We start from the raw sequence: 25,992 nt of genomic DNA, 5'->3' as shown, positions 1-25,992 counted from the left end.
TAAAAGCGTATATATAAACATGCTAAAGATCGAAACTTCAAAAAAATCTAATTATACCGAAATCAAATTGATCGGAGAAGTAGATGCAAGTAACTCTGTGGAGCTTGATGAAGCAATAGTTGCTTTGGTAGAAAACGATACTAAAAACATCTTGGTTGATGGTACCCAGCTGGAGTATATCTCTTCTGCAGGATTGGGTGTGTTTATGTCGTACATTGAGGATTTTAATGACAAAAAAATAAGTTTGGTAATTTTTGGACTCAATGAAAAAGTATTTCATGTATTTCAAATCTTGGGGTTGGATCAGTTGATCAATATCAAGTCAAATAAAGAAGATGCAGTGATGGAGCTATGATGAAGCATGAGCTAAAACTATATTGTGAAACAAGCAGACTTTCGGATCTTAGAATTTTTTTGAATAAAATCTTACAGGAGACATCCCTTTCCGAAATAGAGCAACACCAAGTAACTTTGGCGGTAGATGAAGTATGCGCAAACCTTATTATCCATTCACATGGTTGCAACTCTAAGGAATTTATCCAAATAAGTGTAGAAAAGGAAGTTGGTCTTTTGAAAATCGAAATTACTGACCAAGGAGACGCATTTAATATAATAGAATATAATGTACCGGAAATCAACCAAGTCAAAAAGACAAAAAGAAAAGGTGGATTAGGCATTATACTTGTAAAAAGAATAATGGATAAAATTGAGTTTGAGTCTTCAGGATTACAAAATACGTGTAGGCTTTTCAAAAATCTCAAATCCAAATAATTGTTAATTATAAATTCTTTATCCACCTCACCCAAATAAATCTACATTTTAATTTGTAACATTGCAGTATAATTTTCGGCATGCCATCAATATGAATATCAAATATTTCTATAGTGCTTTATTGATCCTTGCTTTTTCTTGTAGTCCAAAAACTACAATCAAACAAGAGGATAACCAGGATAAAGGTCCAGTATCTCTTTTAACAATAGGAAACGAGGACATTTATGCAGATGAATTTTTGCACATACTCTCCAAAAATAGGACTTTTCAAAATAAGGAGGACTTAATTTCGAAAGAAGAGTTCGAAAAGAATTTTGATCTTTTCGTCAATTTTAAGCTCAAAGTAAAGGAGGCTGAGAATGAAGGCTTAGCGGAGGTTGATGAATTCCAAAAAGAATTCGCCATGTTCAAAGAAGATCTTATAAGGCCATTCTTAATAAAAAATTCACTCCAAGAAGGTGAGTTGATGAAAGCTTATAACCGCATGCAGGAGGTAGTCAAAGCTAGTCATATTCTTTTACAATTCCCCAACAATGCAGGCAGGGAAGATAGTGTTGCAGTTTTCAGAATGGCCGAAAAACTAAAAGCCGATGCAGAAAATGGTGCGGATTTCAACGATTTGGCAGAGAAACATTCCGATGACCCATCTGCAAAAGACAATAAAGGGAATTTGGGTTATTTCACTGCACTTCAGATGGTTTACCCATTTGAAGATGCCGCGTTTAGACTGAAGCCTGGACAAATATCAGAGCCAGTGATTACAGAGTTTGGATATCATATTATTAAATTAGAAGACAAAAAACCAAACCCTGGAGAAATTAGGGTTTCCCATATCTTAGTAAGGACACCATCGAATGACCCTGTTACTGAAGAAAGAGTCTTGAGGAAGGTTGGGGATATTTATACTGAATTACAGAAACCTGAAAGCGTATGGGAAGAAGTATGCAATCTATATTCTGAAGATTTGGGGACAAAAAACTCAGGCGGAACACTTCCGTGGATTGCTATAGGATCTGTGATTCCTGAATTTGAAAGAGTGGCGTTCAACCTATCTGAAATAGGAGAGATTTCTGCACCAGTCAAGACAGCATATGGTTATCATATCATTCGATTGGAAGATAAAAAGCCAATAGCACCATATGAGGAGATGGAGGAAATGATCAAATCCAAAATCTTAAGAGATAGTAGATCCACCCTTATTCAATCTCAAGTAAGTGCCATTCAAAAATCACGTTTTTCATTTGTAGAGAACGAACAACTTGTAGATTCTCTTTCCAACATTTTCAAAAACAAACAGAAACAACAAGCATTCCAACTTGTAGATTCAATGCCTTGGATCGAAAACATGCTGATATCCGTTCGGGGAGAAGAAAAATCAGTAAAAAACCTAATCGATTTCATGAATGCTGATAACCAAATCGTCCGCCTAGGCAAAAAAGATTACTTCTCTGCATGGTACGAAAAATTTGTCGAAGTAAACTTGAATGAAGCGGAAGAAAAAGATTTGGAAGCAAACAGTAAAGAATATCAATTAATCCTCAAAGAATACAGAGATGGTATATTGTTGTTTTCTTTGATGAATCAAAAGGTTTGGCAAAAAGCGCTTGAAGATAGCCTTGGCCAAGTGGCATACTTTGAGGAAAATAAGGACAAATATCAATGGAATGATCGATATCAAGCATTGATAGTAAAAATGGGTAAAGAATCCAGAAAAGATGCAGTCAAAAAGTTCTTGATGGACAAAAACTATCAGGACAACCTTGAAACACGTCTGGAAAACACTTTCCTAAACGATGATCCACTTGCATTCACTATTCAAAACAACTTATTCGAGATTGAATCACATCCTGTTTTGAGTAGAATAATGACAAACAAAACCTTTCAGGAAGTCAATATTGAGGGAAGGACTCACTTTGTTGTCCTGGGAAAAAAAGTACCTGCAGGGCCAAAAAAATTCGAAGAAACTAGAGGGAAAGTAATTCAGGATTATCAAGAATATTTGGATAAATCTATGATAGCTTCTCTAAAAGAAAATTATATAATCCGCGTTAACGAGGAAGAAAAAAGTCGCATTTACGAAATTGTCACAAAAAACTAAACTTATTTTCCCAATATTAATAAGCTTACTGCTTAGCTCTTGCGATTTGTTCAAGTATAAATCTGAAGAAGAGAGTGAGGAAGAAAACCCCGTGGTAGCAAGTGTAGGAAATCAAAACCTCAGGAAATCTGAAATTGCTTTTATCACAAGTGAAATTAGCGCCAAAGAAGATAGTGTAAATATTACAAACAGATATATACAATCTTGGATCCGAAAGCAACTAATGATCAAAGAGGCCGCTAAAACCATTACATTTGATGAAGCTGAACTAAACAGGAAACTTTTAGATTACAGATATGCTCTGATGGTCTATGAATTTGAAAAAGCTCATGTCAAAGATAATTCAGACACATTGATCAATGATATTGAAATAGAACGTTATTACAATGAAAATAAAGAGAATTTCAGTCTGAAAGAGATCATCGTAAGAACCAACTTCTTCAAATTGGAAAAAACTAATCCGCAGAACAAGGCTTTGGAGAAATTGCTATCTGCAAGAAAATCGGAAAATCCGGAAAAGCTTAGGCAAATAGCACTTGACCATTCGACCAACCACTATACAGAGGATTCGACTTGGATTAGATTCGAAGATATCATTATCAATACACCATTGGCGAGCAACAACAACAAAGTGGAGCTTTTGAGAAATAATAAGTTGATCAAAGTAGATGATGAAGTCTACACGTATTATTTCAAAATCTTGGAATACAAATTGCAAGACCAGATTCCGCCATTGGATTTTGTCAAAGATGAAATCTCAAAAATATTAATGAATAAGAAAAGGGTAGCTTTGGTAGAGCAACTTCAAAAAGATATTTATAAAAGAGCACAAGAAAATAATGAGTTCAAAATATATGATTAATGCAAAATACTTCTTTGCAATCTTCTGTTTGTTTTTGATGACAAATGTTGCAATTGCCCAAGAGGAAGAGAAAAAAGAGGAAGAAAAAAAGGAAACTCCAAAAACAGGTCAGGTATTGGATAGGATTGTAGCCAAAGTGAACAATTCTATCATACTCGAATCAGAGGTTCAGAAGACTTACATGGAGGCGATAGCTAATTCCCAACAGGGATTTGAAGCGCCAACCAGGTGTGATATTTTCGAATCACTACTTATCAATAAACTGATGGTAGCCAAAGCTGAAATAGATTCGGTCATTGTAAGTGATGCAGAAGTAATGATTCAAGCCGACCAAAGATTTTCGATGGTTATGCAGCAATTAGGGGGAGACGAAAGTACACTAGTAGAAGTGTATGGCAAAACATCTGAGCAACTGAAAGCTGAGATTACAGATGCATTGCGAGAGCAGATGATAGTACAAAGAATGCAAGGGAAAATCACAGAAGGCTTAGGAGTATCACCTGCTGAGGTAAAGAGATTTTTCAACTCTATACACAAAGATTCCCTGCCATTCTTCTCAGCTGAAGTTACTGTAGGCCAAATAGTGAGAAAGCCTGAAGTCAATGAAGCAAACAAAAATGAAGTAGCTGCATTCTTGAAAGGTCTCAAAGATCAGATTGGGAAAGGAACTTCAGATTTTGCTACACTAGCTAAGCAATATTCCCAAGATCCTGCATCAGCTGTGCAAGGTGGTGAACTTGGCTTTTTCAGAAGAGGGGAACTTGCTCCAGAATATGAAGCTACTGCCCTAGGATTAAAACAAGGTGAAATTTCCGATCCTGTAGAGACAATGTTTGGATTTCACATGATCCAATTATTGGAAAGACGTGGAAATACTTTCAATACAAGGCATATTTTGATCAAGCCAGAGCCTTCCGAAGAAGATATATTGAAAGCGGAAAGATATCTTGACAGTCTTAGGACTGTAATCATGGATGGTAAAATCGACTTTGCAAAGGCTGCAAAAGAATATTCAGAAGACAGAAATACTTCTGATAACGGCGGGTTCTTCTCCGATCCAGGATCTGGATCAAACAAGCTTACTTTAAGAACATTGGAAGATCCTGTATTGTACTTTACTATAGACAGCATGAAAATTGGATCTATCACAAAACCAATGCGTTTTGAAGACCCTAGAGAAGGCACTAAGATCAGGATTTTATATTACCAAAACAGGTATCCTGCCCATAGAGCAAATATGAATGATGATTATGAAAAGCTAAAAGCAGCAACTATGAGGAAAAAGGAAGATGATATCCTCAGCACTTGGTTTATGACTGCTAAAGAAGATGTATATATAGACATTGACCCTGCTTATGATAAATGTGAAGTCCTTAAGGATTAATTCATTCAACAAAAAGCAAAAAAAGAGTCCCGAATTAATTTTCGAGACTCTTTTTTTTGAAATACATTTAATAATTGAAATTTACTTTTTTCGCTAATCTTTCACTTCTTCATAATCCACATAATCTCCACCTTTTATTTCTTTGGAGCGCTTGGATTTGAAATTCTCAGGAATATGATCAACGTTTACGTTTCCACTTTTCGGAGCAGTATTTCTTTGTTGAGCTTGTTGATGCTCTCTGGCAGCTTCATTGACTTGCTGAGCAAATTTTGCCAACTTGCTTCTTAGAAAATACCTTATCAACTGGCCTAACAACCAGCCTACTCCCAATATAATTACTAATGCCTTTACCAAACTTTTATAAATTTTGTTGAGTTGGGAAAAAGATATGACACTTTTCCCAACATGAAATTATCTACTCAAATAAAGGTTTCTCTCCCCATAGATTTTCAAGAAGAAATCATCCATCAAATCATCAATAAAGTAAATCGCTTCTCCAGTTGATTTCATTTCTGGACCCAATTCTTTATTGACATTTGGGAATTTGTGGAAAGAGAATACCGGTTCTTTAATAGCATAACCTTTTTTCACTGGTTTGAATTCAAAGTCTGTGACTTTGTTCTCTCCAAGCATCACCTTAGTGGCATAATTGACATAAGGCTCCTGATATGCTTTACAGATAAATGGAACGGTTCTAGATGCCCTTGGGTTGGCTTCAATGATAAAAACTTTATCATTTTTGATCGCAAATTGGATATTGATCAATCCCTTTGTTTTCAAGGCCAAAGCGATCTTCTTTGTAAAGGTTTCGATCTGTCTGATTACCAAATCCCCCAAGTTGTATGGAGGCAGGACTGCATAAGAATCCCCAGAATGAATTCCTGCTGGCTCTATATGCTGCATAATCCCGATAATATAGACATTTTCACCATCACAGATCGCATCTGCTTCTGCTTCTATTGCTCCTTCAAGGAAATGATCCAATAAAATCTCATTGTTTGGTATATCCCTTAGGACATTCACTACATGTTCTTCCAGCTCTTTTTCATTGATCACAATCTTCATTCCCTGACCACCCAATACATATGAAGGTCTTACCAAAAGAGGGAATCCGATAGTTTTGCAAAGCTCCAGAGCTTCGTCTGTATTGTGAATAGTACCAAATTCTGGGTATGGGACATCATTTTCTTTCAACAATTGTGAAAATCTACCTCTGTCTTCAGCCAAATCCAAGGCTTCATAACTGGTTCCTATGATTTTGACACCATACTTATCCAATTTCTCAGCCAACTTCAATGCAGTCTGACCACCCAACTGTACGATGACTCCAACTGGATTTTCCTGAAGGATTATTTCATAAATATGCTCCCAGAAAACTGGCTCAAAATACAATTTATCCGAAATATCAAAATCTGTAGAAACAGTCTCAGGATTACAGTTGATCATGATAGTCTCGTAGCCACATTCTCTAGCAGCCAAGACACCATGTACACACGAATAATCGAATTCAATTCCCTGACCTACCCTGTTTGGACCAGAACCCAATACGACTACTTTCTTTTTGTTGCTTGAGATCGATTCGTTTTCATCACCAAAGGTAGAGTAGTAATAAGGAGTCTGTGCTTCAAACTCAGCAGCACATGTATCCACGAGCTTATAAACACGCTTGATACCCATTTCTTTGTAACGCTTGTCAAAGACTTCACTTTCCAAGCAATCCAACAGATGCGCTAATTGTCTATCAGCATAGCCTTTTTTCTTGGCTTTGTCCATCAAATCACGTGAAATAGAATTGATATCGTACTTTTCAATTTCCCTTTCAAGATGAATCAACTCTTCGATTTGCTTCAAGAACCATTTGTCGATTTTGGTCAAATCTTGGATTGTTCTGAAAGAAATCCCCAACTTAAACGCATCATAAATATGGAACAATCTGTCCCAGCTAGGATTCGCCAAGCTATACAAGATCTTATCTTGATCTTTCAGTTCCTTCCCATCTGCACCAAGTCCATTTCTCTTGATTTCCAAAGACTGACAAGCCTTCTGAAGTGCCTCTTGGAAGTTCCTTCCAATTCCCATTACTTCTCCCACAGCTTTCATCGAAAGTCCTAGTTTTCTATCCGAACCTTTGAACTTGTCAAAATTCCATCTAGGAATTTTTACGATTACATAATCTATGGAAGGCTCAAAAAACGCAGAAGTTGTACCCGTGATGGAATTTTGGATTTCATCCAAATTATAACCTATGGCCAATTTCGCTGCTACTTTAGCGATTGGATATCCAGTCGCTTTGGATGCAAGTGCAGAAGATCTAGATACCCTTGGGTTGATTTCAATACCAATGATCGTTTTATTGTCTGGACTTACCGAAAACTGTACATTACATCCTCCTGCAAAATTCCCAATGCCGTTCATCATTTTGATGGCTTGGTTTCTTAACTCTTGATAGACCGTATCCGGCAAAGTCATGGCAGGTGCCACAGTGATCGAATCACCAGTATGCACACCCATCGGATCAAAGTTCTCAATCGAACAGATCACAACCATGTTTCCGATAGAATCTCTCAATACTTCTAACTCATATTCTTTCCATCCCATGATACTTTGTTCGATCAATACTTCATGGGTGGGAGAAGCCTGAAGTCCAGCTGTCAAAGCCTTTTCAAAGTCTTCGGCTTTTTCTACAAATCCACCTCCTGTACCACCGAGTGTGTAAGAAGGTCTAATTACTAATGGAAAACCAATTTCTTGTGCAATTTCATTACCCTGAAGGAATGATGTCGCAGTCTTACCAATACAAACCCCAACGTCCAATTTCTCCATTAGGGCTTTGAATTTTTCTCTGTTTTCGGCAGTTTCTATCGCATCGATATCAACTCCAATCATCCTAATTCCAAATTTCTTCCAAATCCCCGCAACATCACAATCAATGGCTAGATTTAAAGCTGTCTGTCCACCCATAGTTGGCAATACACAATCTATGGTCGGCTGTTCTTTGAGGATTTGAATAATGGATTTCTTTTCCAATGGGAGCAAATACACGTTGTCAGCGGTAACTGGATCTGTCATGATGGTCGCCGGATTGGAATTGATCAGCGTGACTGTGATTCCTTCTTCCCTGAGTGATCTGGCTGCTTGCGAGCCTGCATAGTCAAATTCACATGCTTGACCGATGACGATGGGACCTGAACCGATGATGAGGACGTGTTTGATACTGCTATCCTTAGGCATTATTAGTGAGGGTTTAAGAGGTGTAAATACTTATGGCTAAATTGGTGCAAATTTAGACAAAAATTTTTAAGTAGCCCGATGGAATTGAAAAAAAGGACAATCTTTCTTTAGCATTTATTCAAAGTCGGAAATATCATCTATTGTCTTACTTTTTTTGAAGGGCTATTTGAGATTTATCTTTCATATAATCTAACTATCTAAAATCCATTATTTCCACATCTACTTTTATACTGGGCCTACCCATGACGGAATTCCATTCTCCCAAACTACTTTCCCTCGACAAATATTTACCTAAAGGAAACTTGACTGGTAAGGTTACTATCCCTTGAACATTTTCACCATGAAAATCTACAAACTCTATTGTAACCCAAGATTTTTCGCTCAAAATTAAGTTCTCACTTTTAAGTGATACAGAATGAATACCTTTGCCCTTTTCTGTCACTTCATAAATTTTTTCCAAAACCTTTTCGCCCGGTTTATCTTCAAGAATGGCATCTTCTTTATAAATATTAACCCTGCAAGTTATATGTCCAATTTGATTACTTTGTATTGCAAAACTAACTTCATTCACTCTCATTTCTTTACCATCGGGATCAATCTCAATTCCCAACTCTCTTCCTAAATTTGACCTTGCATCTGATTTCATAGGATTAAAAGCAAATCCAAATCGAGATTTTAAAGGCAAAATACCGAATGACTTCTGACCTTCAATATAATCCGCATTTACAGTGAATTCATTCAAGTCTATCATGTTTTGTTTGATGGAGATTATAATAGGTTCTGAATCCGAAAATCCGAAATCGCCAATCGGTGCTTTGATTTTTTCATAACCAATCCTTGAAATCTCGATTGTATCCGAATTCGCAGATTCTTTTAATTCAATTGAAAAATAACCTTGATAATCTGAGACCGTCCCTGTAAACTTATTTTTGATTCCAATATTCGCATAAGGAATTGGCATTTCTGTGTCTCTATCGATGATCAATCCCGAAAGCTTCAGACTTTGTTGAGAGCTGGCATTGTTTGAAATTGAAACAATGAGAAATATTAAAAGTGTCAGCGATTTTGATACTAAGTTCATATTTCTCCAATATCGTGATTTTTAGAGACTCACAAAGAATGGCAGTTTTTAAAATTGATAAATATGAAAAATAATAGCTTTTTTTAACTTTCATTCCAACCTTTTTTAGGTAAGAAGACTCTTTAAATTGAATATTGAATGATTCTGGTCCAGTCTTCCAAGGTGAAACGATTAAACTTGCCTATAGGTATCACATCAAAGGAGACTTCCAATTGAATGCAGGATTCATTATTACTGACAATATCAAAACAATTATTCCAACAGTGGGAATTAGGTTTTTCTAATTAAAAAGTCTAAAGATCAGGATATACTCAGATTTTCTGATTCTAGAAGTATATCCTGATTTTTTTAAGTCAATTCTGCTTTTTATCGGTTTATTTTTCTGTGACTTAGTTTCGTGGCTCTGGATTCTTGTTTCTTGACTCTTCTGTCTTTGTCTCGCATTTAAAATCTAACTTAGCGCATCTCTGCCCTTTTGAGTTCTTTGCGAGAAACCCATTACTCCTACACCTTCCCCTTCTCCACCAATAAGCCTGTGATTTCATTCATTGCTTTCACCTTATACTCAAAATCCCCTTTGAGGGTATCGCGATAAGCATTGAGATTTTCCAATAAGTCATCTACTTCTTCAGGAAGCACTTCTTCTAGCAGTTGTCGAAGTCTTTTGGCCGTAGTTGGGGATTTGCCATTGGTACTGATCGCAATCTTCAGATTCCCTTTTGTCACAATTCCACCCAAATAAAAATCACAAAGTTCTGGGGTGTCAGCTACATTGACCAGAATATACCTTTCTTTGGCTTCATCATGAATCTGTCTGTTGATCTCGGGGAAATTGGTAGCCGCAATGACTATGTGCTTCCCCCCAAGATACTTTTCGTGATACACATCTTGAATCAAAGTAACATTGGCAGCAGACTCAGCCAGCTCCAAAAACTCAGAATTGAATTCTTTTGAAACTGCAGTTACTTGGGCTTCCGGACTGCTTTTGAGCAGAAAACTCAACTTTTCCGTACCTACAAATCCTCCACCAATTAGCAGAAAATTCAATTCATGGGCTTTAAGGAAGATGGGATACAGGGTGTTTTTGGACATGAGATATGAAACGCTAGATATGAGATAAAAGCAAACTTGAATTTAAACGCAGGAGATACTAGGGTATTGGCTTTGCAATATTTTTCGATACTGAATAAGTTGAAGAGACTTCTGATCATCCGAATATCAAAATATCCACAAATATCAATTGAATATCAATTCTCAGATAGATATCTTTTCTACTTCCTGATATATCTCCTTCAACCTATAACTTTCCTTCACTACCTCACCGATGATGATAATCGCAGGAGCTCCTACGCCTTCGCTTTCGGCTTTTCCCTGGATGTCACTTATGGTTCCAGCCACAAGCTTCTGATCTTTGGTAGTACCACTTTGGATGATTGCTATCGGAAGATCATGCTTAGAATAGTCTTTATAGGTTTTGATGATTTCGGGCAATTTTTTGGTTCCCATCAAGATCACAACCGTAGCTGTTGACTGTGCTGCCAATGCTATGTCCCTGGATATTTCACCCTTGGAAGTCGTTCCAGTGATCACCCAGAAACTTTCGGAAACTCCTCTTTTTGTAACAGGAATCCCTACTGCCGCAGGTACTGCAACAGAAGAGCTGATGCCAGAAACGACAGTAGTTGGTATTCCGAAAGCTTCGATATAATCAATTTCCTCGGAGCCTCTACCAAATACAAACGGATCTCCTCCTTTCAGTCGAACCACATGACCATGCTTTAACGCATATTCTACACACAATCTATTGGTATCTTCTTGCGGACAAGAATGCTTACCCACTCTTTTTCCTACAAATATTTTGATCGCATTATCTGGCGCATGCTTTAGCAAAGTAGGGTCTACCAATGCATCATACAGCACGACATCTGCTTTGTTGATTGCCAAAATCCCTTTGAGAGTGATCAATTCTGGATCACCTGGGCCAGCTCCAACTAGTGTTACTTTAGGTTTGATTTCGCTTCTCATGCTTGTACTTCTTTAGCTCTGTAGTCACTGATAGTTTCAAAAACACTTTGCGCATTCGCAAAATAGGCCCTTGCAAACTCCTCAGAAGGCTCATTGTTTTTTATTTGATAGGTGATCTCTTCTATAGAGTTTCCTAAATCGATCTTTCCTGTCTCTGTAAATTGCTCGTCGTATTGCTTCAAAATGCTCGCATGTGAATTTGTATTTACTCCTTCTGCAAGCAAAATTGCCTTGGCAGTATTTACCAATCCTGCATAAGTGTGGTAAATTGCATCAGACCAAGCTCCTGTTTCTAGACTTTCTTCAGCATTGGCTATTTTTTCCCTTGCCTCCAATAGTAAAGTAGAAACCAAGTCAATAATCACCCCTGCACACTCTCCTACTCCAATTTCCTTTATGTAAGGATCATTGTTGCCCCAATCGATAAAATCACTTTCTACTACATCATCGATATTGGCTGTTTCCTTCAATATTTCATAGAAATACATTTGCCCTTGGCGGTCATAATAACCGAGGAAGTTCTCTTCCTGTAGCGCATTTGATTCAAAATCATCCAACAAAATCCTCAAAGCCTGAGGGCCTCTTTTACTTGGTATCTTGATTACTTTGTCTGCAAATCTTCCTTCCCCATTTCCTAAAGTCCCTCCACCAAGAAGTACTTGCAATGCAGGGAGCACATTCTTGCCGGCTTTGATCGACATTCCTTGGAAACCGATGGACGCCATGTTATGCTGGCCACAAGCGTTCATACAGCCAGAAATCTTGATCGTCAGATCTTTATTGTTGAGGTATTGTGGATATTCATTGAAAATCACATCTTCCAAGACATCAGCCGCCCCTGTGCTAGAAGCAATCCCCAGATTACAAGTATCTGTACCCGGACAAGCCGTGATGTCTCCAAGAGTATTGTATCCCCTATCTACAAAGCCAAGCTTTTTGAGTTCTTGGTAGAAAAAAGGAATCAATTCTTGCTTGACATCTCTGATTAGAATATTCTGTCTCAAGGTGAACCTGATTTCATTGTTTGCATGCCTCTTTACCAAATCTGCCAAAAGTCTTGCCTTATCGGTATAGAAATCCCCCAATTTTACCTTTATCCCTATGGCAACATATCCTTCTTGTTTTTGGGGGATGATGTTGGTTAGCTTCCATTGCTCGTAAGCCAGATCCGCAGGCTCTTGCACATTTACAATTTCAGGAGAAGGAAGTGATTGTGCTTTTTCATAGCTTTTATAATCTATTGGATAAGTTTTGAATGGAAGTGATTTCTCCTCTACTTTGACCAAATCCAAGAACACATCAAGACCTAAATCTTTGACCAAAAACTTCATTCTGGCTTTCATTCTTTTGGCCCTTTCACCATATCTATCAAATATCCTGATCACACTTTCAATGAAAGGAATCAATTTTTCGGTAGGCAAAAATTCATAGACAGCATCTGCATGTCTGGGCTGTGAACCTAGCCCGCCACCAAGCAAGACTTTAAATCCTCTTATAGTTTCTCCGTTTTCAACGCTCACCTTTGGAATCACTCCAATATCATGAAGGTAGGCCAAGGCTGTATCTTCATCACTTGAGGAAAAAGCTATTTTGAATTTCCTTCCCATTTCTTGTGAGATTGGATTTCTAAGAAAATATTGGAAAGTGGCTTCTGCATAAGGTGTTACATCAAACGGTTCGTTCGGATCAATACCAGCCATTTCAGATGCTGTTACATTTCTTACTGTATTCCCACATGCTTCCCTGATCGTTACATCATCTTTCTCCAGTTCTGCCCAAAGCTCAGGAGTCTGATCAATTTTGACATAGTGGATTTGAATATCCTGTCGGGTGGTGATATGAAGTCTTCCTGTAGAGTATTTATCCGAAACCTCAGAGATCCTATGCAACTGCTCTGAACTGACCCTTCCGTAGGGGAGTTTGATCCTGATCATTTGAACACCTTGCTGTCTTTGTCCATAAATCCCACGGGCAAGCCTCAAACTTCTGAATTTTTCATCATCAATTTTCCCTTCCTTGAAAAGTGCTATTTTCTTTTCAAGCTCGATAATATCTTTTTCAACTATCGGATTTTCTATTTCTGTTCTAAAGCTTTGCATAATATTTTTTCTCTATAGGTTTGATAGGTTTTTTTGTAGTACAAAATACCACGTACTAAGTTTTGTAAACCTGCTTTATTTCTGACTTGGAAATTGGCACTTTATGACTTTGGATCAGAATTTAAAGGAAATTCTATTTCTAGAATTATTAATCTATCCCCCAAATTCAACCCCTTTAGGATTGATCAATACGATATGTTTCTGCTTAATTCCCTGCATTTCATACGAGGTTATTCAAGGTTCAATCACTTCGTGGTTATCAAATCATTTTCATCCTCCTTATTTCCAATTTTTAATCTTAAATCTACCTTCTACAATCTTCAATCAATAAACCCAACACTGACTGTATCAAATGAACCTTCGTCAATTAGAATAAAGCTTCCAGTTGATTTATTTTGCTTATAGGAATCAAAATGGATTGCTTTGCTCAATTTGAAAGACACTTTACCGATGTCATTCAGTTTCAACTGCTCTGTAGTCTCTTCCCCTGAAAAATCTGTTTTAATTTTTCCTTGGATGCTTTCTACTTTTGCCAAAACCCTATTGACTCCATGTTGTAGGGTATATTTATCTCCTACACGAAGTGGTTTTACATTTACTTGACAGATGGTGGCTGAAATAGATTTTTCAGAACTAGGTAAATCAGATGATTTTACGATGGTATCTCCTCTGCTTACGTTGACTTCATCTTCTAAAGTCAAGGTAACCGAAGCGCCTGGTGTCGCTTCTTCGAGTTCATTTTCGAAGAAATGAATAGCCTTGATTTTGGATTCTGTGAATGAAGGCAAAACGGTGATGCTATCTCCTTTTTTCAAACTTCCACCATACACTTTTCCTGCAAAACCTCTGAAATCATGGTAAGCTTCTGTCTTTGGTCTTATCACAAACTGAACTGGGAATCTTGCAGCACTGCTTTCTTGCAAATCTGATGGCTCAAGTACCTCTAGGTGATCCAAAAGTGTATTCCCAATGTACCAATTCATCAACTCTGACTTTTCGGAGACATTCTCACCTTTCAAAGCTGATATTGGAATAAAAGTGATTTGATCAGAAGTGAAATCACTTTTCGCTACAAGTTTTTCAAAATCCGATTTGATTTTCAAATATACCTCTTCATCAAAATTCACCAGATCCATTTTGTTGACAGCGACTACTACGTGGCTTAAACGCAAAAGATTGCTGATAAAAAAATGCCTATAAGTCTGCTCAATGACACCTTTACGGGCATCGATCAATATAATCGCAACTTGTGAAGTAGATGCACCTGTCACCATATTCCTTGTGTATTCTACATGGCCTGGTGTGTCAGCTACGATAAAGTTGGTTTTGTCTGTATTGAAATAAATATGTGCTACATCTATGGTAATACCCTGCTCTCTCTCTGCCACCAACCCATCAGTAGCCAAGGAAAAATCCAGATAATCATATCCTTTTTGTTTGCTATTTCGCTCTATTGCTTCAAGCTTGTCGGTAGTCAAAGACCCCGTATCATAAAGCAATCTACCGATAAGGGTACTTTTCCCATCATCCACTGAGCCAGCTGTAGCTATTTTTATAAGTTTTCTATTTTCCATTGTCGTTTCTTATTTCTCGCAAAGGTAGCAGAGGAGCAAAGTCTGCTGAGCCTTGTTTTTTGTTTCTAGTTACTTTTCTCTCTGAAAGTTCGTATTTCACATCCTGAAATTACTTGACACTTTTTTCTATTGACTTGAGAAGTTTAACCCTGTCTGACGCCAGGCAGGCCCTTCGGGGTTGTCGTCCCTCTTCATCATTTTCATTCCCCGCATTTCATACGGGGCTATTCAAAGTTTAACCCTGCCTGCAGCAGGCAGGCACTTCGTGGTTGATTGCATCGCTTCTTGTCTCTTGCTTCTCGCTTCTAGAAGTACCCTACTTTCTTCCTTTTCTCCATTGCGGCTTCAGATCGTTTGTCATCGATTCTCGCTCCTCTTTCAGAAATGGTCGATAGTCTGATTTCATCTACTACTGCTTCCAGGGTGTCTGCTTCTGACAATACCGCGGCAGTACAAGTCATATCTCCTACTGTTCTGAATCGCACCATTCTCTCTACTACTTCTTCCGAATTATCTCTATAAACATGCTGGTTTGCAGTCCAAACCATGCCATCTCTAAAGAATACTTCTCTTTTGTGAGCGAAATAGATAGAAGGGATTTCCATATTTTCATTTTTGATATATTCCCAAACATCCAATTCAGTCCAGTTGGATATAGGGAAAACCCTAACGTTTTGTCCTTGGTGGATTTTTCCATTGAGCATATCGAAAAGCTCTGGTCTTTGGTTTTTTTCATCCCATTGACCAAAATCGTCTCTTACAGAAAACACCCTTTCTTTTGCTCTTGCTTTTTCTTCATCTCTCCTAGCTCCACCGATACAAGCATCGAATTTGAATTCCTCAATGGCATCAAGAAGCGTAGTTGTCTGAAGGGTATTTCTACTTGCGTATCGACCTCTTTCCTCTGTGACTTTTCCTTGGTCAATAGAATCCTGTACATTTCGAACAATCAATTCTAATCCCAATTCTGCCACCAATTGATCCCTGAACTCGATAGTTTCTGGAAAATTATGCCCTGTATCAATGTGCAGTAAAGGAAAAGGAATCCTTGCTGGATAAAAAGCTTTTTGCGCTAACCTCACCAAAGTGATGGAATCCTTACCACCAGAAAAAAGCAATACGGGCTTCTCGAACTGAGCTGCTACTTCTCTCAAGATATGGATAGATTCCGCTTCTTTTGGATTTGGTATAAATAGGTTTGACATAATTATCTTAGATTTTAGATTTTAGATTTTTGCCGTAAAAATCGGCAGCAATCATTTTCAATATTTTTATACTTAACCTCTCGTTTTATAGGCAAGTCATTTCGACTAAAGGGGCCTGGCCCCGTAGAATTACGGGGAGAAATCTCGTACTGAATTTCACACCCCAACTTCAATTTTAACTTTCCAGTTTCAAATAGGGACGAGACCTCCCCGCAAGGTCTGCGGGACAAGCTTCTCCCGAATGTTTTCGGGAGAGAGGTGACTTACAACTCTTGCCTCTTGCTTCCCGTCTCTCGCTTTTCATTTCAAATGCAAGCCACACTCTTTTTTCGAATCTTCCCACCACCATCTTCCTGCTCTTGCCTCTTCACCTGATGAGATTGCCCTTGTGCATGGTGCGCATCCAATACTGATAAACCCTTTGTCATGTAAGGGATTGTATGGGATATTATTATCATTTATGTAAGCAATCATTTGATCATATGTCCAATCCAGCAAAGGGTTGTATTTTATGATTTGATTGGCTTCGTCCCATTCCAATTTTTGCATATCGCTTCTGTTTGGGCTTTGCTCTGCCCTTAGGCCAGTCACCCAGATACTTTTGCCAGCGAGTGCTCTTTTTAGTGGCTCTACTTTCCTGACATAGCAGCAAGATTTTCTGTTTTCTACAGAATCATAAAATCCATTGATACCTTGTTCTTGAACCAAGGCTTCAATGGATGGTCTTTCCGGATATAAAAGTTCTATTCTTTTTTTATACTTACTTTCTGTTCGGGCCAAAAGATCCAATGTTTCGGGAAACAATCTTCCCGTATCCAATGAAAAAATATGTATTGGAATATAGTTTTCAACTATCAATTGGGTGATCACTTGATCCTCTTGTCCCAAAGATGTCGAAAACACAACTTTGTCTCGAAATAGATCTGCAAGAAAATGCAGTCCTTTTACTGGTCCAAGATTGTCGACTTTCAGTCTTAACTCATGCAAATTCTTTTGAAGGCTCATCTTTTTTCTCTTTAGTGAATTTTTCCCAAACTCTTTCATGAAAATAGTAGAGAATAACCTTGCTTACCACTTCTATTGACCCAATGGATAATGCCATTTTCAATTGACCTGTGATAAAAAAGGATATGATAATGGTGTCGAAAGTCCCGACTATTCTCCAAGAAATAGATTTCAGAAAACTCTTGATATTGCTATCTTTTCCAGTTTTGTCCACAAACCATTTTTTGATTGGTTGATCCAGAATCATATATGTTTTATTGTAAGTTGAATTACAAAAGTATGTAAAGTCTATAAAAAAAGTAGGGTTTATGGGGAAAAATTTTTATTCTTTATCCAAAATATCTGCTAATGATTTGTTTTCCAATACATTAAGCATCTCATCTCTTACTTGAATCATGACTTTATTTAGCCCACATTTCACTTCACTTTGACATTCAACGCATGGCTCGTAATAGTTTAAGCTTACGCAAGGTAGCAATGCGATAGGGCCATCTAAGAGTCTTATTACTTTGGAAAGCGCAACATCTTTTGGCTCTTTGATTAAATAATATCCTCCACCCTTGCCTTTTTTTGAGCCTAATATCCCAGCTTTTTTCAATTCAAGAAGAATATTTTCGAGGAATTTATGTGAAATCCCATACTCTGCTGCAATGTCCTGAATCAAGACAGTCTTTTGATCCCTATTTTTGCCCAAAAAAGTGAGGGCATGAAAAGCATATTTGGTTTTTTTGGATAGCATAGTTACAAAAATAGCCTTTTTATCTGATTTGAAAAGTCAATGGAACACTAGTTGAATTTCATTGCAAGCTTTATTTATAAAAATGACAAAGCGCAATGACACGAATAGGCAAGCTGAACAATTGCAATTAGCTTATGGGTTGGAGATAAGGGGATGATATTCTTCTGGCAAATACTCTCTACCATAAGACTTAATTGACTTTACTTTTGCATGAAGACCAATCTGATGAGCAATTTTTTCTTCCAGATCCAAAGTGGCTTTTTCAACACCCAAAAATGATGGATAAATTTTGAAAAGCTTCATTTGCTGGTCTTCCAAAATCAATGTCAGCTCTTGCTCTTCACAAAAATTAATCAAATCTGCCAAAACTGCGTTTTCACATTGTTCCAATTCAATTACTTGATAAACTTCTGGATAAAGGACCATCATGTTTAGTGAAACAGGCTTTGTCTCTTGGGCGAATGAATGAAAACTTAACATTGCCAAAAATAATATAAGGATTGGTCTCATAATCAAAAGGTTTTAAGTCAGGACGTAAAATATAGGTACGATGTTGCAGAAGGGAAAATAAAAAAGATGGAAGTACGGAACTTTGCCACTAACTAAAGATAAACCTGATTTTGATTAGATCTGATAATAATTGATATTAGATACTGATAGATATTGAACATTAGGGGACATTCAATCTTGGAATTAAAGCTACAGGCAAAGAAGTACATAATAAAAATTTGATACTCGAAAAAATCAAGTCCCTAAATCCGCAAGCGGATAATAAAAAAAGCCAAAAAAGTGGCTGAATTAATTGTATTCAGGCTTTTTTGGCTCGTTTTTTTTCACTTATTTAGGTGTTACCACACATCCTTAATAAGTGATATGAAAATTACGAATTCATCTGAAAAAATCACACCTTTTGGAGGTTTTAATTTTGTTATTGAGTCATTTAAAAACTCAGGTCTTTCGATGCTTATCGATAATCATCTGGGAAGCAGGGTGAAAACTGTTGGTTTTTCCTATAGCGACATTTTCATCAACCATCTGGCGGTATATCTTAATGGAGGGGATTGTACCGAGGACATCAATGACCATCTCAGGGGACATCTTCAAAACGTCAGGGGTATGCGGGTATGTAGTGCAGACACCATTCTCAGGGGGATCAAGGAACTGGCTACAGACACGCTGTTTATGGAAAATCCTGATAGCGGTGTAAAGCACGGCTTCAACCTGAACCCGAAACTCAATAACTTGTTGGTTAAGGGGTTGATACAAACAGAGCAGCTCAAAACAGGCATTTTTTATGACCTTGACTATGACAACCAAGTACAGCCGACAGAAAAGTATGATGCCGAAAAAACCTACAAAAAGACCAACGGGTACCAGCCCGGCATTGCTTCGATCAGCAATCCGGATACAGGACAGGCGATGCCAGTTTACATAGAAGGCAGGAACGGCAACAGCCAAGCGAAATACCTCCAAGAGGAAACCCTGGAAAGGGTATTTTCAAACCTGGGGGACAATGGGATAAAAGTGGGAAGGTTCAGGGCTGATTCGGCATCCTATCAGAAAAAAGTTGTCGAATTGGTGGAACGGCAGGGCAGCTTGCTTTATATCCGGGCAAAGCGCTGTGCCAAGATGGATGGCATGATAGGTTCTATTGCCAAGGGAGACTGGAAGAAAATACGTCTGGGTATCCAAGAAATGGAAGTGGCCGACATCCAAGAGTATTTTCCCTTTGGCGGGGAAAAGCCCTATAGGCTGGTGATCAGCCGGATTAAGAGAAAGGACTCCCAGACTGACATATTCAGTGGTGAAGCCTATACCTACAGGGGGATCCTGACCAATGACAGAGAAAGTTCCAACAGCGAAGTTGTGGCCTTCTACAATGCTAGAGGCCAAAGCGAATGCCTCTTCGATGTGATGAACAATGACTTCGGTTGGGCCAAAATGCCCTGTTCTTTTTTGTCGGAGAATACTGCCTTTATGATCATGACGGCCATCTATGCCAACTTTTACAGTTATCTGATCGCAGAATATTCCAAGAAGCTGTCTTGGCTAAAGCCCTGCTACAGACTCAAAAAGTTCATTTTCAGATTCATAACGGTATCAGCCAAATGGATCAGGACGGGAAGGAAACATGTCCTCAAGCTATTCACACAGAAAGACTACTCACCAATATTAACTTAGATTCAATTACCCGAATCATACAAAACATTGAAAATTAGAATGGTACAATGGGATAGGTGCGTCCATACTGATAAAAAATGGTGTAAAAAATCTAAATGACACAGATAATGCATACCACAACCCAAATTAAAATTATCACAAAAACACAGAAAACCCTAGATTGACAACAAAATGATTCTTTTTGGAATTATATTTATCCCAATCAAAACCAAATTAAAATCCTGCGGATTTTAGGCAAGTTATAAAAATTTCTTCTTTGGAAGATTATATTCAAACTATTTTTTTTAGAGGTAATCTAATATGACTTTTTTCTTTTTTAAATATTGAAAACAATCAAAGTGATGTTTGCTTTGGACTTCGCCGCAGGGAGTAAGTGTTGACCATAAGCAACTTCTCCCTAGTCAAACCCTAGAACGTATACACCTCAATTAAATTTTATTGTTTTAATCCAAAAACTTCCAGGAGGTTTTGAAATTCTCAGGTAGCTCTTCATTCATCCTTGCTCTTAGGAGTTCTATCGGCATGTAGTTTTGGGTGATAAAATAACCATGAAATTCCTTTTCGGTCATTTTTCCACCTTCAACCATCTCTTGCCTCAATTGGTAAACTTGAATACCTCCAATCATATAGGCTAATTGATACAATGGTCCATAACTACCTTCAAAAGACCTGCGAACTTCTGCTTCAGCATTGGCCCTCTCGTGTCCTACATTATCCACCAAGAAATCGATGCACTGTTGGGGTGTCCACTCACCAAGATGATATTTCAGTGAAAAAACGATCCTTGCTGCACGATGCATCCTCCAAAAAAGCATCCCTACTTTATCCTCCACATTTCTAGGGAAATCTTTGTCCCAAAGATTGAATTCCCAGTACAAAGTCCATCCTTCTACCCAAAACGGAGTGTTGAACATCCTTCTGTGGGGAAAATGGCGTTGATTCATAAATTGCTGCAAATGATGCCCCGGGATCAATTCATGATGCACTACTGCTCTTGAAAAATGCGGATTATTGCCACGCATACTCATCATTTTGTCTTCATGGGACATTTCAGAAGTAGGATAAGAAATCAAAATTGTCTCTCCTCCCAAAAAGAATGGACTGACTTTTTGCCTTTCGGCGGACATCATGGTTGTTCTCCATGTTTCTTTTGCCATATCTGGAATAGTGAGTAAGTCTTGAGTTTCTACAAACGCTATTGCTTCATCTGCCATTTCTACAACCATACCTGGCCATACTCCAGCAGGAACATATTGGTTTTTGACATGCTCTAGCGCCTTTCTCCATTCTTTCCTAAAACCCATTTCCTCTGAAGCTTTGATCATCTCTGCTTCACACCAAGCATATTGCTTTTCACCTTCTTTGATCAATTCTTCTGCCGTGTAAGGAATCATGTTGTACAAAAGCTCTTTTTCAATATTAGTTTTGCCTATTGGTTTTCCAATGATTCCAGAACCATCATCCTTGACTACCGTATTTTCGAAATGGTTTTTGAGAAAATCAGAATAGCCTTTCAAAGTCTCGTTGAGACTTTCCATTGGCTTTTTCATCCACCAAGTAAACTCCGGATCGTAGTCAAAGTAAAATCTATAAGCTTCCTCTGTGCTTCTTCTAAGCGATTCCACCACGGAAGAAGCGAGTTCTGCCTGTTGCCAAGAGTCGTATGGCTTAGCATGCTTCATTTGCTCCCATTTCGATTTGGCGAGCAATTCTACTTGGTCAAAAGTCGCTGCCAATTCCTGTGCATTTGGCTTGATCGCTGCTCTTCTTTTTTGATAAAAATCTTCCAAAGGAGATCCAAAATCAACCACATTACTTACTTCTCTGAATTCTCCATATGCTACCTGGTGAAAGTACTGCTGCTTCTCTAAATAATTCCTGAAAATCTGAAAATCCAACTTTCCATCCATGGAATAGCTTTCATAAGGCATAGCTTCCAATGCCTTCAACCAATCAGCATAGAGCTTATCAAATCTTTGGAAATATTCCTCCGAATAGGGATTGCTATATTTTCTACTTAATGCACTTACATCGGCCTGATAGCTACTTATTGCATGATACAATTCAGTAGCAAAAGAAGCTTGGAAAATCAAAAAGCTAACTAGAATTAGGATCAGTTTTTTCATGTGTTTATAATTTGTTTTTCAGAGGTCATCCCGATTGGTCGGGACAGGCTATGGAATTTCGCATGGTTGATAATCATCCCAGCGTGTGACGTTCTTCGTCATGCTTGATTTCATATTTTGTAGGGAGTGGAAATACCTGATTGAAATATAGCAGAAATACGATCGAGATAAAATTGAAATATGATAGGTGGGGACTTCTTGGGAGTCATTTGTTATTCACCAGGTGAAATCTGTACTGAATATCGATGACGAAATTTACTATTACAGAACACAAGATGGAGCAGAAATTGATCTTTTGATCCGAAGGGAAAATAAATGGCTTGCAGCTGCAGAAATCAAACTTAGCCTTTCTCCCAAATTGACAAAAGGAAGCTATTTGGCAATGGGAGATCTTGGAATAGAAAAACTCTATATTATCACTCCAGGCCAAGAAAGATATCTCTATGAATCAGGCATTGAAGTCATTGGTTTGGTCGACTTTCTCAGTGTAATAAAGGGTTGATTTGAATTGGAAAAATGAAATGGTATTAATCTGAAACAGATTAAACCCTGCAAATCTAAAATTTAACTTTAGATTTGCAGGGATAAAATTAGTTTGAATAAATATCTGACCCAAGCTTATCCACCCTTCCCCTAAAATCTTTTGGTGATTCACCTTGTATTTTTTTGAAGGCCCGATTGAAGTACGAAAGGTTTTGAAATCCGCATTGATAGGCTATTTGGGAGATTGGCAACTCTGTATCCTGCAGCAGTTGACAAGCTTGATGAATTCTCACTTGAGACAAAAATTCAGTGAAGGTTTTCCCTGTTCTTTCCTTAAAAAATCTGCAAAATGCTTCTTTACTCAAATGGGCGACCTCAGATACTTCTGTCAGACTAATTGAATTTTGGCTATGTGACAAGATGAAGGACATCACTTGGCCCATTCTCTTTCCTTCTGTTTCAGAATAGTCTTTTTGGGGAATAAGATGGTTCAGCAGATGAAGGGCATTGGCTAACTGTAAATTTTTCAAAATACCCAAAGCAGTAAATATTTTATCCAATCCCTGATTTTTGGAAAAAACCATCAACTCTTTTCGAATCTTCTTTTGCGCTTTGTCAATTACCGAATAGCAACCTTTGGTTTGGGATAGCCATTGATGAAGCCCAGCAAACTCCTCCACTTCCACCAAACTCTTTCCAAAAACTTCAAAATCAAAAAATAAGGTGTGACCCAAAGACTCTTTTTCAGATCCCTGATCAAAATATTCAGAATCAGAGCGAAACACATGGGGGATGTTGGAAGAAAACAAAAACATATCTCCAGGTTCAAACCTCCCAAGATAATCCCCGACCATCAATTGCCCTTTTCCTTTGACAATCAAGGTAAGTTGCCACTGAGGATGTTGATGCAACTTATCATAAAAGTGTTTTCCAGAATCTATTTGGAATCTGACAAATTCCTTATTGGATTTTGGGATTTGAAATGATATGACTTTTTTCATGGACAACTTAGAAATGAAAGGCTTTTCATAATTGAATTCATATACAAACAACCTTTACTATGTGAGTGATAATCTTGTAAAGCCAAAACTGAAAGTATAAAACCAATAATTCAAAGTTTGTAAATTGTCACTCAATTATCGATATAATTTTGATTTTTTTACAAATTCCCCTACTCAAATATGGAAAAAAAAGAATTTTTGATTTATTTGCACACTTCCTTTTATATAACATAACAGATTACTTATCAAAAAAACCTTTGATTTTATAAATAAACCGTAATTAAATTCTTTTAGGATTTCAAATCCTAACTACAAAAACTATTCAATTCCCTAAATCCGCAAGCGGATAATAAAAAAAGCCAAAAAAGTGGCTGAATTAATTGTATTCAGGCTTTTTTGGCTCGTTTTTTTTCACTTATTTAGGTGTTACCACACATCCTTAATAAGTGATATGAAAATTACGAATTCATCTGAAAAAATCACACCTTTTGGAGGTTTTAATTTTGTTATTGAGTCATTTAAAAACTCAGGTCTTTCGATGCTTATCGATAATCATCTGGGAAGCAGGGTGAAAACTGTTGGTTTTTCCTATAGCGACATTTTCATCAACCATCTGGCGGTATATCTTAATGGAGGGGATTGTACCGAGGACATCAATGACCATCTCAGGGGACATCTTCAAAACGTCAGGGGTATGCGGGTATGTAGTGCAGACACCATTCTCAGGGGGATCAAGGAACTGGCTACAGACACGCTGTTTATGGAAAATCCTGATAGCGGTGTAAAGCACGGCTTCAACCTGAACCCGAAACTCAATAACTTGTTGGTTAAGGGGTTGATACAAACAGAGCAGCTCAAAACAGGCATTTTTTATGACCTTGACTATGACAACCAAGTACAGCCGACAGAAAAGTATGATGCCGAAAAAACCTACAAAAAGACCAACGGGTACCAGCCCGGCATTGCTTCGATCAGCAATCCGGATACAGGACAGGCGATGCCAGTTTACATAGAAGGCAGGAACGGCAACAGCCAAGCGAAATACCTCCAAGAGGAAACCCTGGAAAGGGTATTTTCAAACCTGGGGGACAATGGGATAAAAGTGGGAAGGTTCAGGGCTGATTCGGCATCCTATCAGAAAAAAGTTGTCGAATTGGTGGAACGGCAGGGCAGCTTGCTTTATATCCGGGCAAAGCGCTGTGCCAAGATGGATGGCATGATAGGTTCTATTGCCAAGGGAGACTGGAAGAAAATACGTCTGGGTATCCAAGAAATGGAAGTGGCCGACATCCAAGAGTATTTTCCCTTTGGCGGGGAAAAGCCCTATAGGCTGGTGATCAGCAGGATTAAGAGAAAGGACTCCCAGACTGACATATTCAGTGGTGAAGCCTATACCTACAGGGGGATCCTGACCAATGACAGAGAAAGTTCCAACAGCGAAGTTGTGGCCTTCTACAATGCTAGAGGCCAAAGCGAATGCCTCTTCGATGTGATGAACAATGACTTCGGTTGGGCCAAAATGCCCTGTTCTTTTTTGTCGGAGAATACTGCCTTTATGATCATGACGGCCATCTATGCCAACTTTTACAGTTATCTGATCGCAGAATATTCCAAGAAGCTGTCTTGGCTAAAGCCCTGCTACAGACTCAAAAAGTTCATTTTCAGATTCATAACGGTATCAGCCAAATGGATCAGGACGGGAAGGAAACATGTCCTCAAGCTATTCACACAGAAAGACTACTCACCAATATTAACTTAGATTCAATTACCCGAATCATACAAAACATTGAAAATTAGAATGGTACAATGGGATAGGTGCGTCCATACTGATAAAAAATGGTGTAAAAAATCTAAATGACACAGATAATGCATACCACAACCCAAATTAAAATTATCACAAAAACACAGAAAACCCTAGATTGACAACAAAATGATTCTTTTTGGAATTATATTTATCCCAATCAAAACCAAATTAAAATCCTGCGGATTTTAGGCAATTATATAGGGCACAAAACAAACAGTACCAAAACGGCAAAACGGAAAATTGATTGAAAAACGGCTTTACGGCCGTTAAAGCGATATTTTTAAACGTTTTTAAACGGAACGGCTCACAAATCAAAACGTCCT

Annotated in this window: 22 protein-coding genes; 8 read left to right on the top strand and 14 right to left on the bottom strand. The window is 38.0% G+C overall.

Annotated features, from left to right (window positions below; translation table 11 throughout):
- Positions 1 to 19: 19 nt before the first annotated feature.
- The 5 genes from MM236_RS10880 to MM236_RS10860 all read left to right on the top strand — a co-directional run bounded on the left by MM236_RS10880 (position 20) and on the right by MM236_RS10860 (position 5,115).
- On the top strand, positions 20 to 355 hold the full coding sequence (locus tag MM236_RS10880) for an STAS domain-containing protein (protein WP_241275011.1): 336 nt from the start codon (positions 20 to 22) through the stop codon (positions 353 to 355).
- Positions 355 to 771, top strand: a complete 417-nt coding sequence (locus MM236_RS10875; RefSeq protein WP_241275150.1) for an ATP-binding protein — start codon at positions 355 to 357, stop codon at positions 769 to 771. The genes MM236_RS10880 and MM236_RS10875 overlap by 1 nt, the downstream gene beginning before the upstream one ends.
- A gap of 91 nt (positions 772 to 862) precedes the next feature.
- Positions 863 to 2,869 carry a peptidylprolyl isomerase gene (locus MM236_RS10870; protein ID WP_241275010.1) on the top strand — a complete coding sequence of 669 codons (2,007 nt, stop codon included), beginning with the start codon at positions 863 to 865 and terminating at the stop codon, positions 2,867 to 2,869.
- A gap of 46 nt (positions 2,870 to 2,915) precedes the next feature.
- Entirely contained in the window at positions 2,916 to 3,731 is an 816-nt protein-coding gene (locus MM236_RS10865; RefSeq protein WP_241275009.1) for a peptidyl-prolyl cis-trans isomerase, read from the top strand.
- Positions 3,724 to 5,115, top strand: coding sequence for a peptidylprolyl isomerase (locus MM236_RS10860; RefSeq protein ID WP_241275008.1), 1,392 nt, complete (start codon positions 3,724 to 3,726; stop codon positions 5,113 to 5,115). Before MM236_RS10865 ends, MM236_RS10860 begins: the two co-directional genes overlap by 8 nt.
- Positions 5,116 to 5,208: 93 nt before the next feature.
- On the opposite strand, the gene MM236_RS10855 is transcribed toward MM236_RS10860, so the two are convergent.
- The 12 genes from MM236_RS10855 to MM236_RS10800 all read right to left on the bottom strand — a co-directional run bounded on the left by MM236_RS10855 (position 5,209) and on the right by MM236_RS10800 (position 18,584).
- The gene (locus tag MM236_RS10855; RefSeq protein WP_241275007.1) at positions 5,209 to 5,469 is read right to left on the bottom strand and encodes a DUF4834 family protein; all 261 of its coding nucleotides are present in this window, start codon (positions 5,467 to 5,469) and stop codon (positions 5,209 to 5,211) included.
- 57 nt (positions 5,470 to 5,526) lie between these two features.
- Positions 5,527 to 8,346 carry a carbamoyl-phosphate synthase large subunit gene (gene carB / locus MM236_RS10850; protein WP_241275006.1) on the bottom strand — a complete coding sequence of 940 codons (2,820 nt, stop codon included), beginning with the start codon at positions 8,344 to 8,346 and terminating at the stop codon, positions 5,527 to 5,529.
- Between the two features lie 193 nt (positions 8,347 to 8,539).
- A complete protein-coding gene (locus tag MM236_RS10845; RefSeq protein WP_241275005.1) occupies positions 8,540 to 9,427 on the bottom strand; it encodes a carboxypeptidase-like regulatory domain-containing protein in 888 nt (295 codons plus the stop codon).
- A gap of 504 nt (positions 9,428 to 9,931) precedes the next feature.
- Entirely contained in the window at positions 9,932 to 10,519 is a 588-nt protein-coding gene (locus MM236_RS10840; RefSeq protein ID WP_241275004.1) for a precorrin-2 dehydrogenase/sirohydrochlorin ferrochelatase family protein, read from the bottom strand.
- 162 nt (positions 10,520 to 10,681) lie between these two features.
- Positions 10,682 to 11,452 (bottom strand): uroporphyrinogen-III C-methyltransferase, encoded by a 771-nt coding sequence (cobA, locus tag MM236_RS10835; protein ID WP_241275003.1) that lies wholly within the window; start codon positions 11,450 to 11,452, stop codon positions 10,682 to 10,684.
- Complete coding sequence (locus MM236_RS10830; RefSeq protein ID WP_241275002.1) at positions 11,449 to 13,551, bottom strand: ferredoxin-like domain-containing protein; 2,103 nt, start codon at positions 13,549 to 13,551, stop codon at positions 11,449 to 11,451. The genes cobA and MM236_RS10830 overlap by 4 nt, the downstream gene beginning before the upstream one ends.
- 320 nt (positions 13,552 to 13,871) lie before the next feature.
- Complete coding sequence (locus MM236_RS10825; RefSeq protein WP_241275001.1) at positions 13,872 to 15,125, bottom strand: sulfate adenylyltransferase subunit 1; 1,254 nt, start codon at positions 15,123 to 15,125, stop codon at positions 13,872 to 13,874.
- 305 nt (positions 15,126 to 15,430) lie between these two features.
- Positions 15,431 to 16,330, bottom strand: coding sequence for a sulfate adenylyltransferase subunit CysD (gene cysD / locus MM236_RS10820; RefSeq protein WP_241275000.1), 900 nt, complete (start codon positions 16,328 to 16,330; stop codon positions 15,431 to 15,433).
- Positions 16,331 to 16,630: 300 nt separating this feature from the next.
- Positions 16,631 to 17,335 (bottom strand): phosphoadenylyl-sulfate reductase, encoded by a 705-nt coding sequence (locus MM236_RS10815; RefSeq protein ID WP_241274999.1) that lies wholly within the window; start codon positions 17,333 to 17,335, stop codon positions 16,631 to 16,633.
- The gene (locus MM236_RS10810) at positions 17,310 to 17,582 is read right to left on the bottom strand and encodes a DUF2061 domain-containing protein (protein WP_241274998.1); all 273 of its coding nucleotides are present in this window, start codon (positions 17,580 to 17,582) and stop codon (positions 17,310 to 17,312) included. Before MM236_RS10810 ends, MM236_RS10815 begins: the two co-directional genes overlap by 26 nt.
- A 75-nt stretch (positions 17,583 to 17,657) precedes the next feature.
- Positions 17,658 to 18,074 carry an RrF2 family transcriptional regulator gene (locus MM236_RS10805; RefSeq protein ID WP_241274997.1) on the bottom strand — a complete coding sequence of 139 codons (417 nt, stop codon included), beginning with the start codon at positions 18,072 to 18,074 and terminating at the stop codon, positions 17,658 to 17,660.
- Between the two features lie 132 nt (positions 18,075 to 18,206).
- Positions 18,207 to 18,584 (bottom strand): hypothetical protein, encoded by a 378-nt coding sequence (locus MM236_RS10800; protein WP_241274996.1) that lies wholly within the window; start codon positions 18,582 to 18,584, stop codon positions 18,207 to 18,209.
- Between the two features lie 363 nt (positions 18,585 to 18,947).
- Between MM236_RS10800 and MM236_RS10795 the strand changes: the two genes are divergently transcribed.
- The gene (locus MM236_RS10795) at positions 18,948 to 20,255 is read left to right on the top strand and encodes an IS1380 family transposase (RefSeq protein ID WP_241274992.1); all 1,308 of its coding nucleotides are present in this window, start codon (positions 18,948 to 18,950) and stop codon (positions 20,253 to 20,255) included.
- 443 nt (positions 20,256 to 20,698) lie between these two features.
- Here MM236_RS10795 and MM236_RS10790 read toward each other — a convergent pair whose 3' ends face one another.
- Complete coding sequence (locus MM236_RS10790) at positions 20,699 to 22,381, bottom strand: DUF885 family protein (protein ID WP_241274995.1); 1,683 nt, start codon at positions 22,379 to 22,381, stop codon at positions 20,699 to 20,701.
- A gap of 187 nt (positions 22,382 to 22,568) precedes the next feature.
- On the opposite strand from MM236_RS10790, the gene MM236_RS10785 reads away from it, so the two are divergent.
- The gene (locus MM236_RS10785) at positions 22,569 to 22,883 is read left to right on the top strand and encodes a DUF4143 domain-containing protein (protein ID WP_369415206.1); all 315 of its coding nucleotides are present in this window, start codon (positions 22,569 to 22,571) and stop codon (positions 22,881 to 22,883) included.
- Between the two features lie 88 nt (positions 22,884 to 22,971).
- Here MM236_RS10785 and MM236_RS10780 read toward each other — a convergent pair whose 3' ends face one another.
- The gene (locus MM236_RS10780) at positions 22,972 to 23,865 is read right to left on the bottom strand and encodes an AraC family transcriptional regulator (RefSeq protein ID WP_241274993.1); all 894 of its coding nucleotides are present in this window, start codon (positions 23,863 to 23,865) and stop codon (positions 22,972 to 22,974) included.
- Positions 23,866 to 24,316: 451 nt separating this feature from the next.
- On the opposite strand from MM236_RS10780, the gene MM236_RS10775 reads away from it, so the two are divergent.
- Positions 24,317 to 25,624, top strand: a complete 1,308-nt coding sequence (locus tag MM236_RS10775) for an IS1380 family transposase (protein WP_241274992.1) — start codon at positions 24,317 to 24,319, stop codon at positions 25,622 to 25,624.
- Positions 25,625 to 25,992: the final 368 nt, after the last annotated feature.

The sequence above is a fragment of the Belliella calami genome (assembly GCF_022549695.1).
GTDB lineage: Bacteria > Bacteroidota > Bacteroidia > Cytophagales > Cyclobacteriaceae > Belliella > Belliella calami.
The sequence above is the reverse complement of the archived record's forward strand: the minus strand, read 5'-3'. Positions and strand labels throughout refer to the sequence as shown.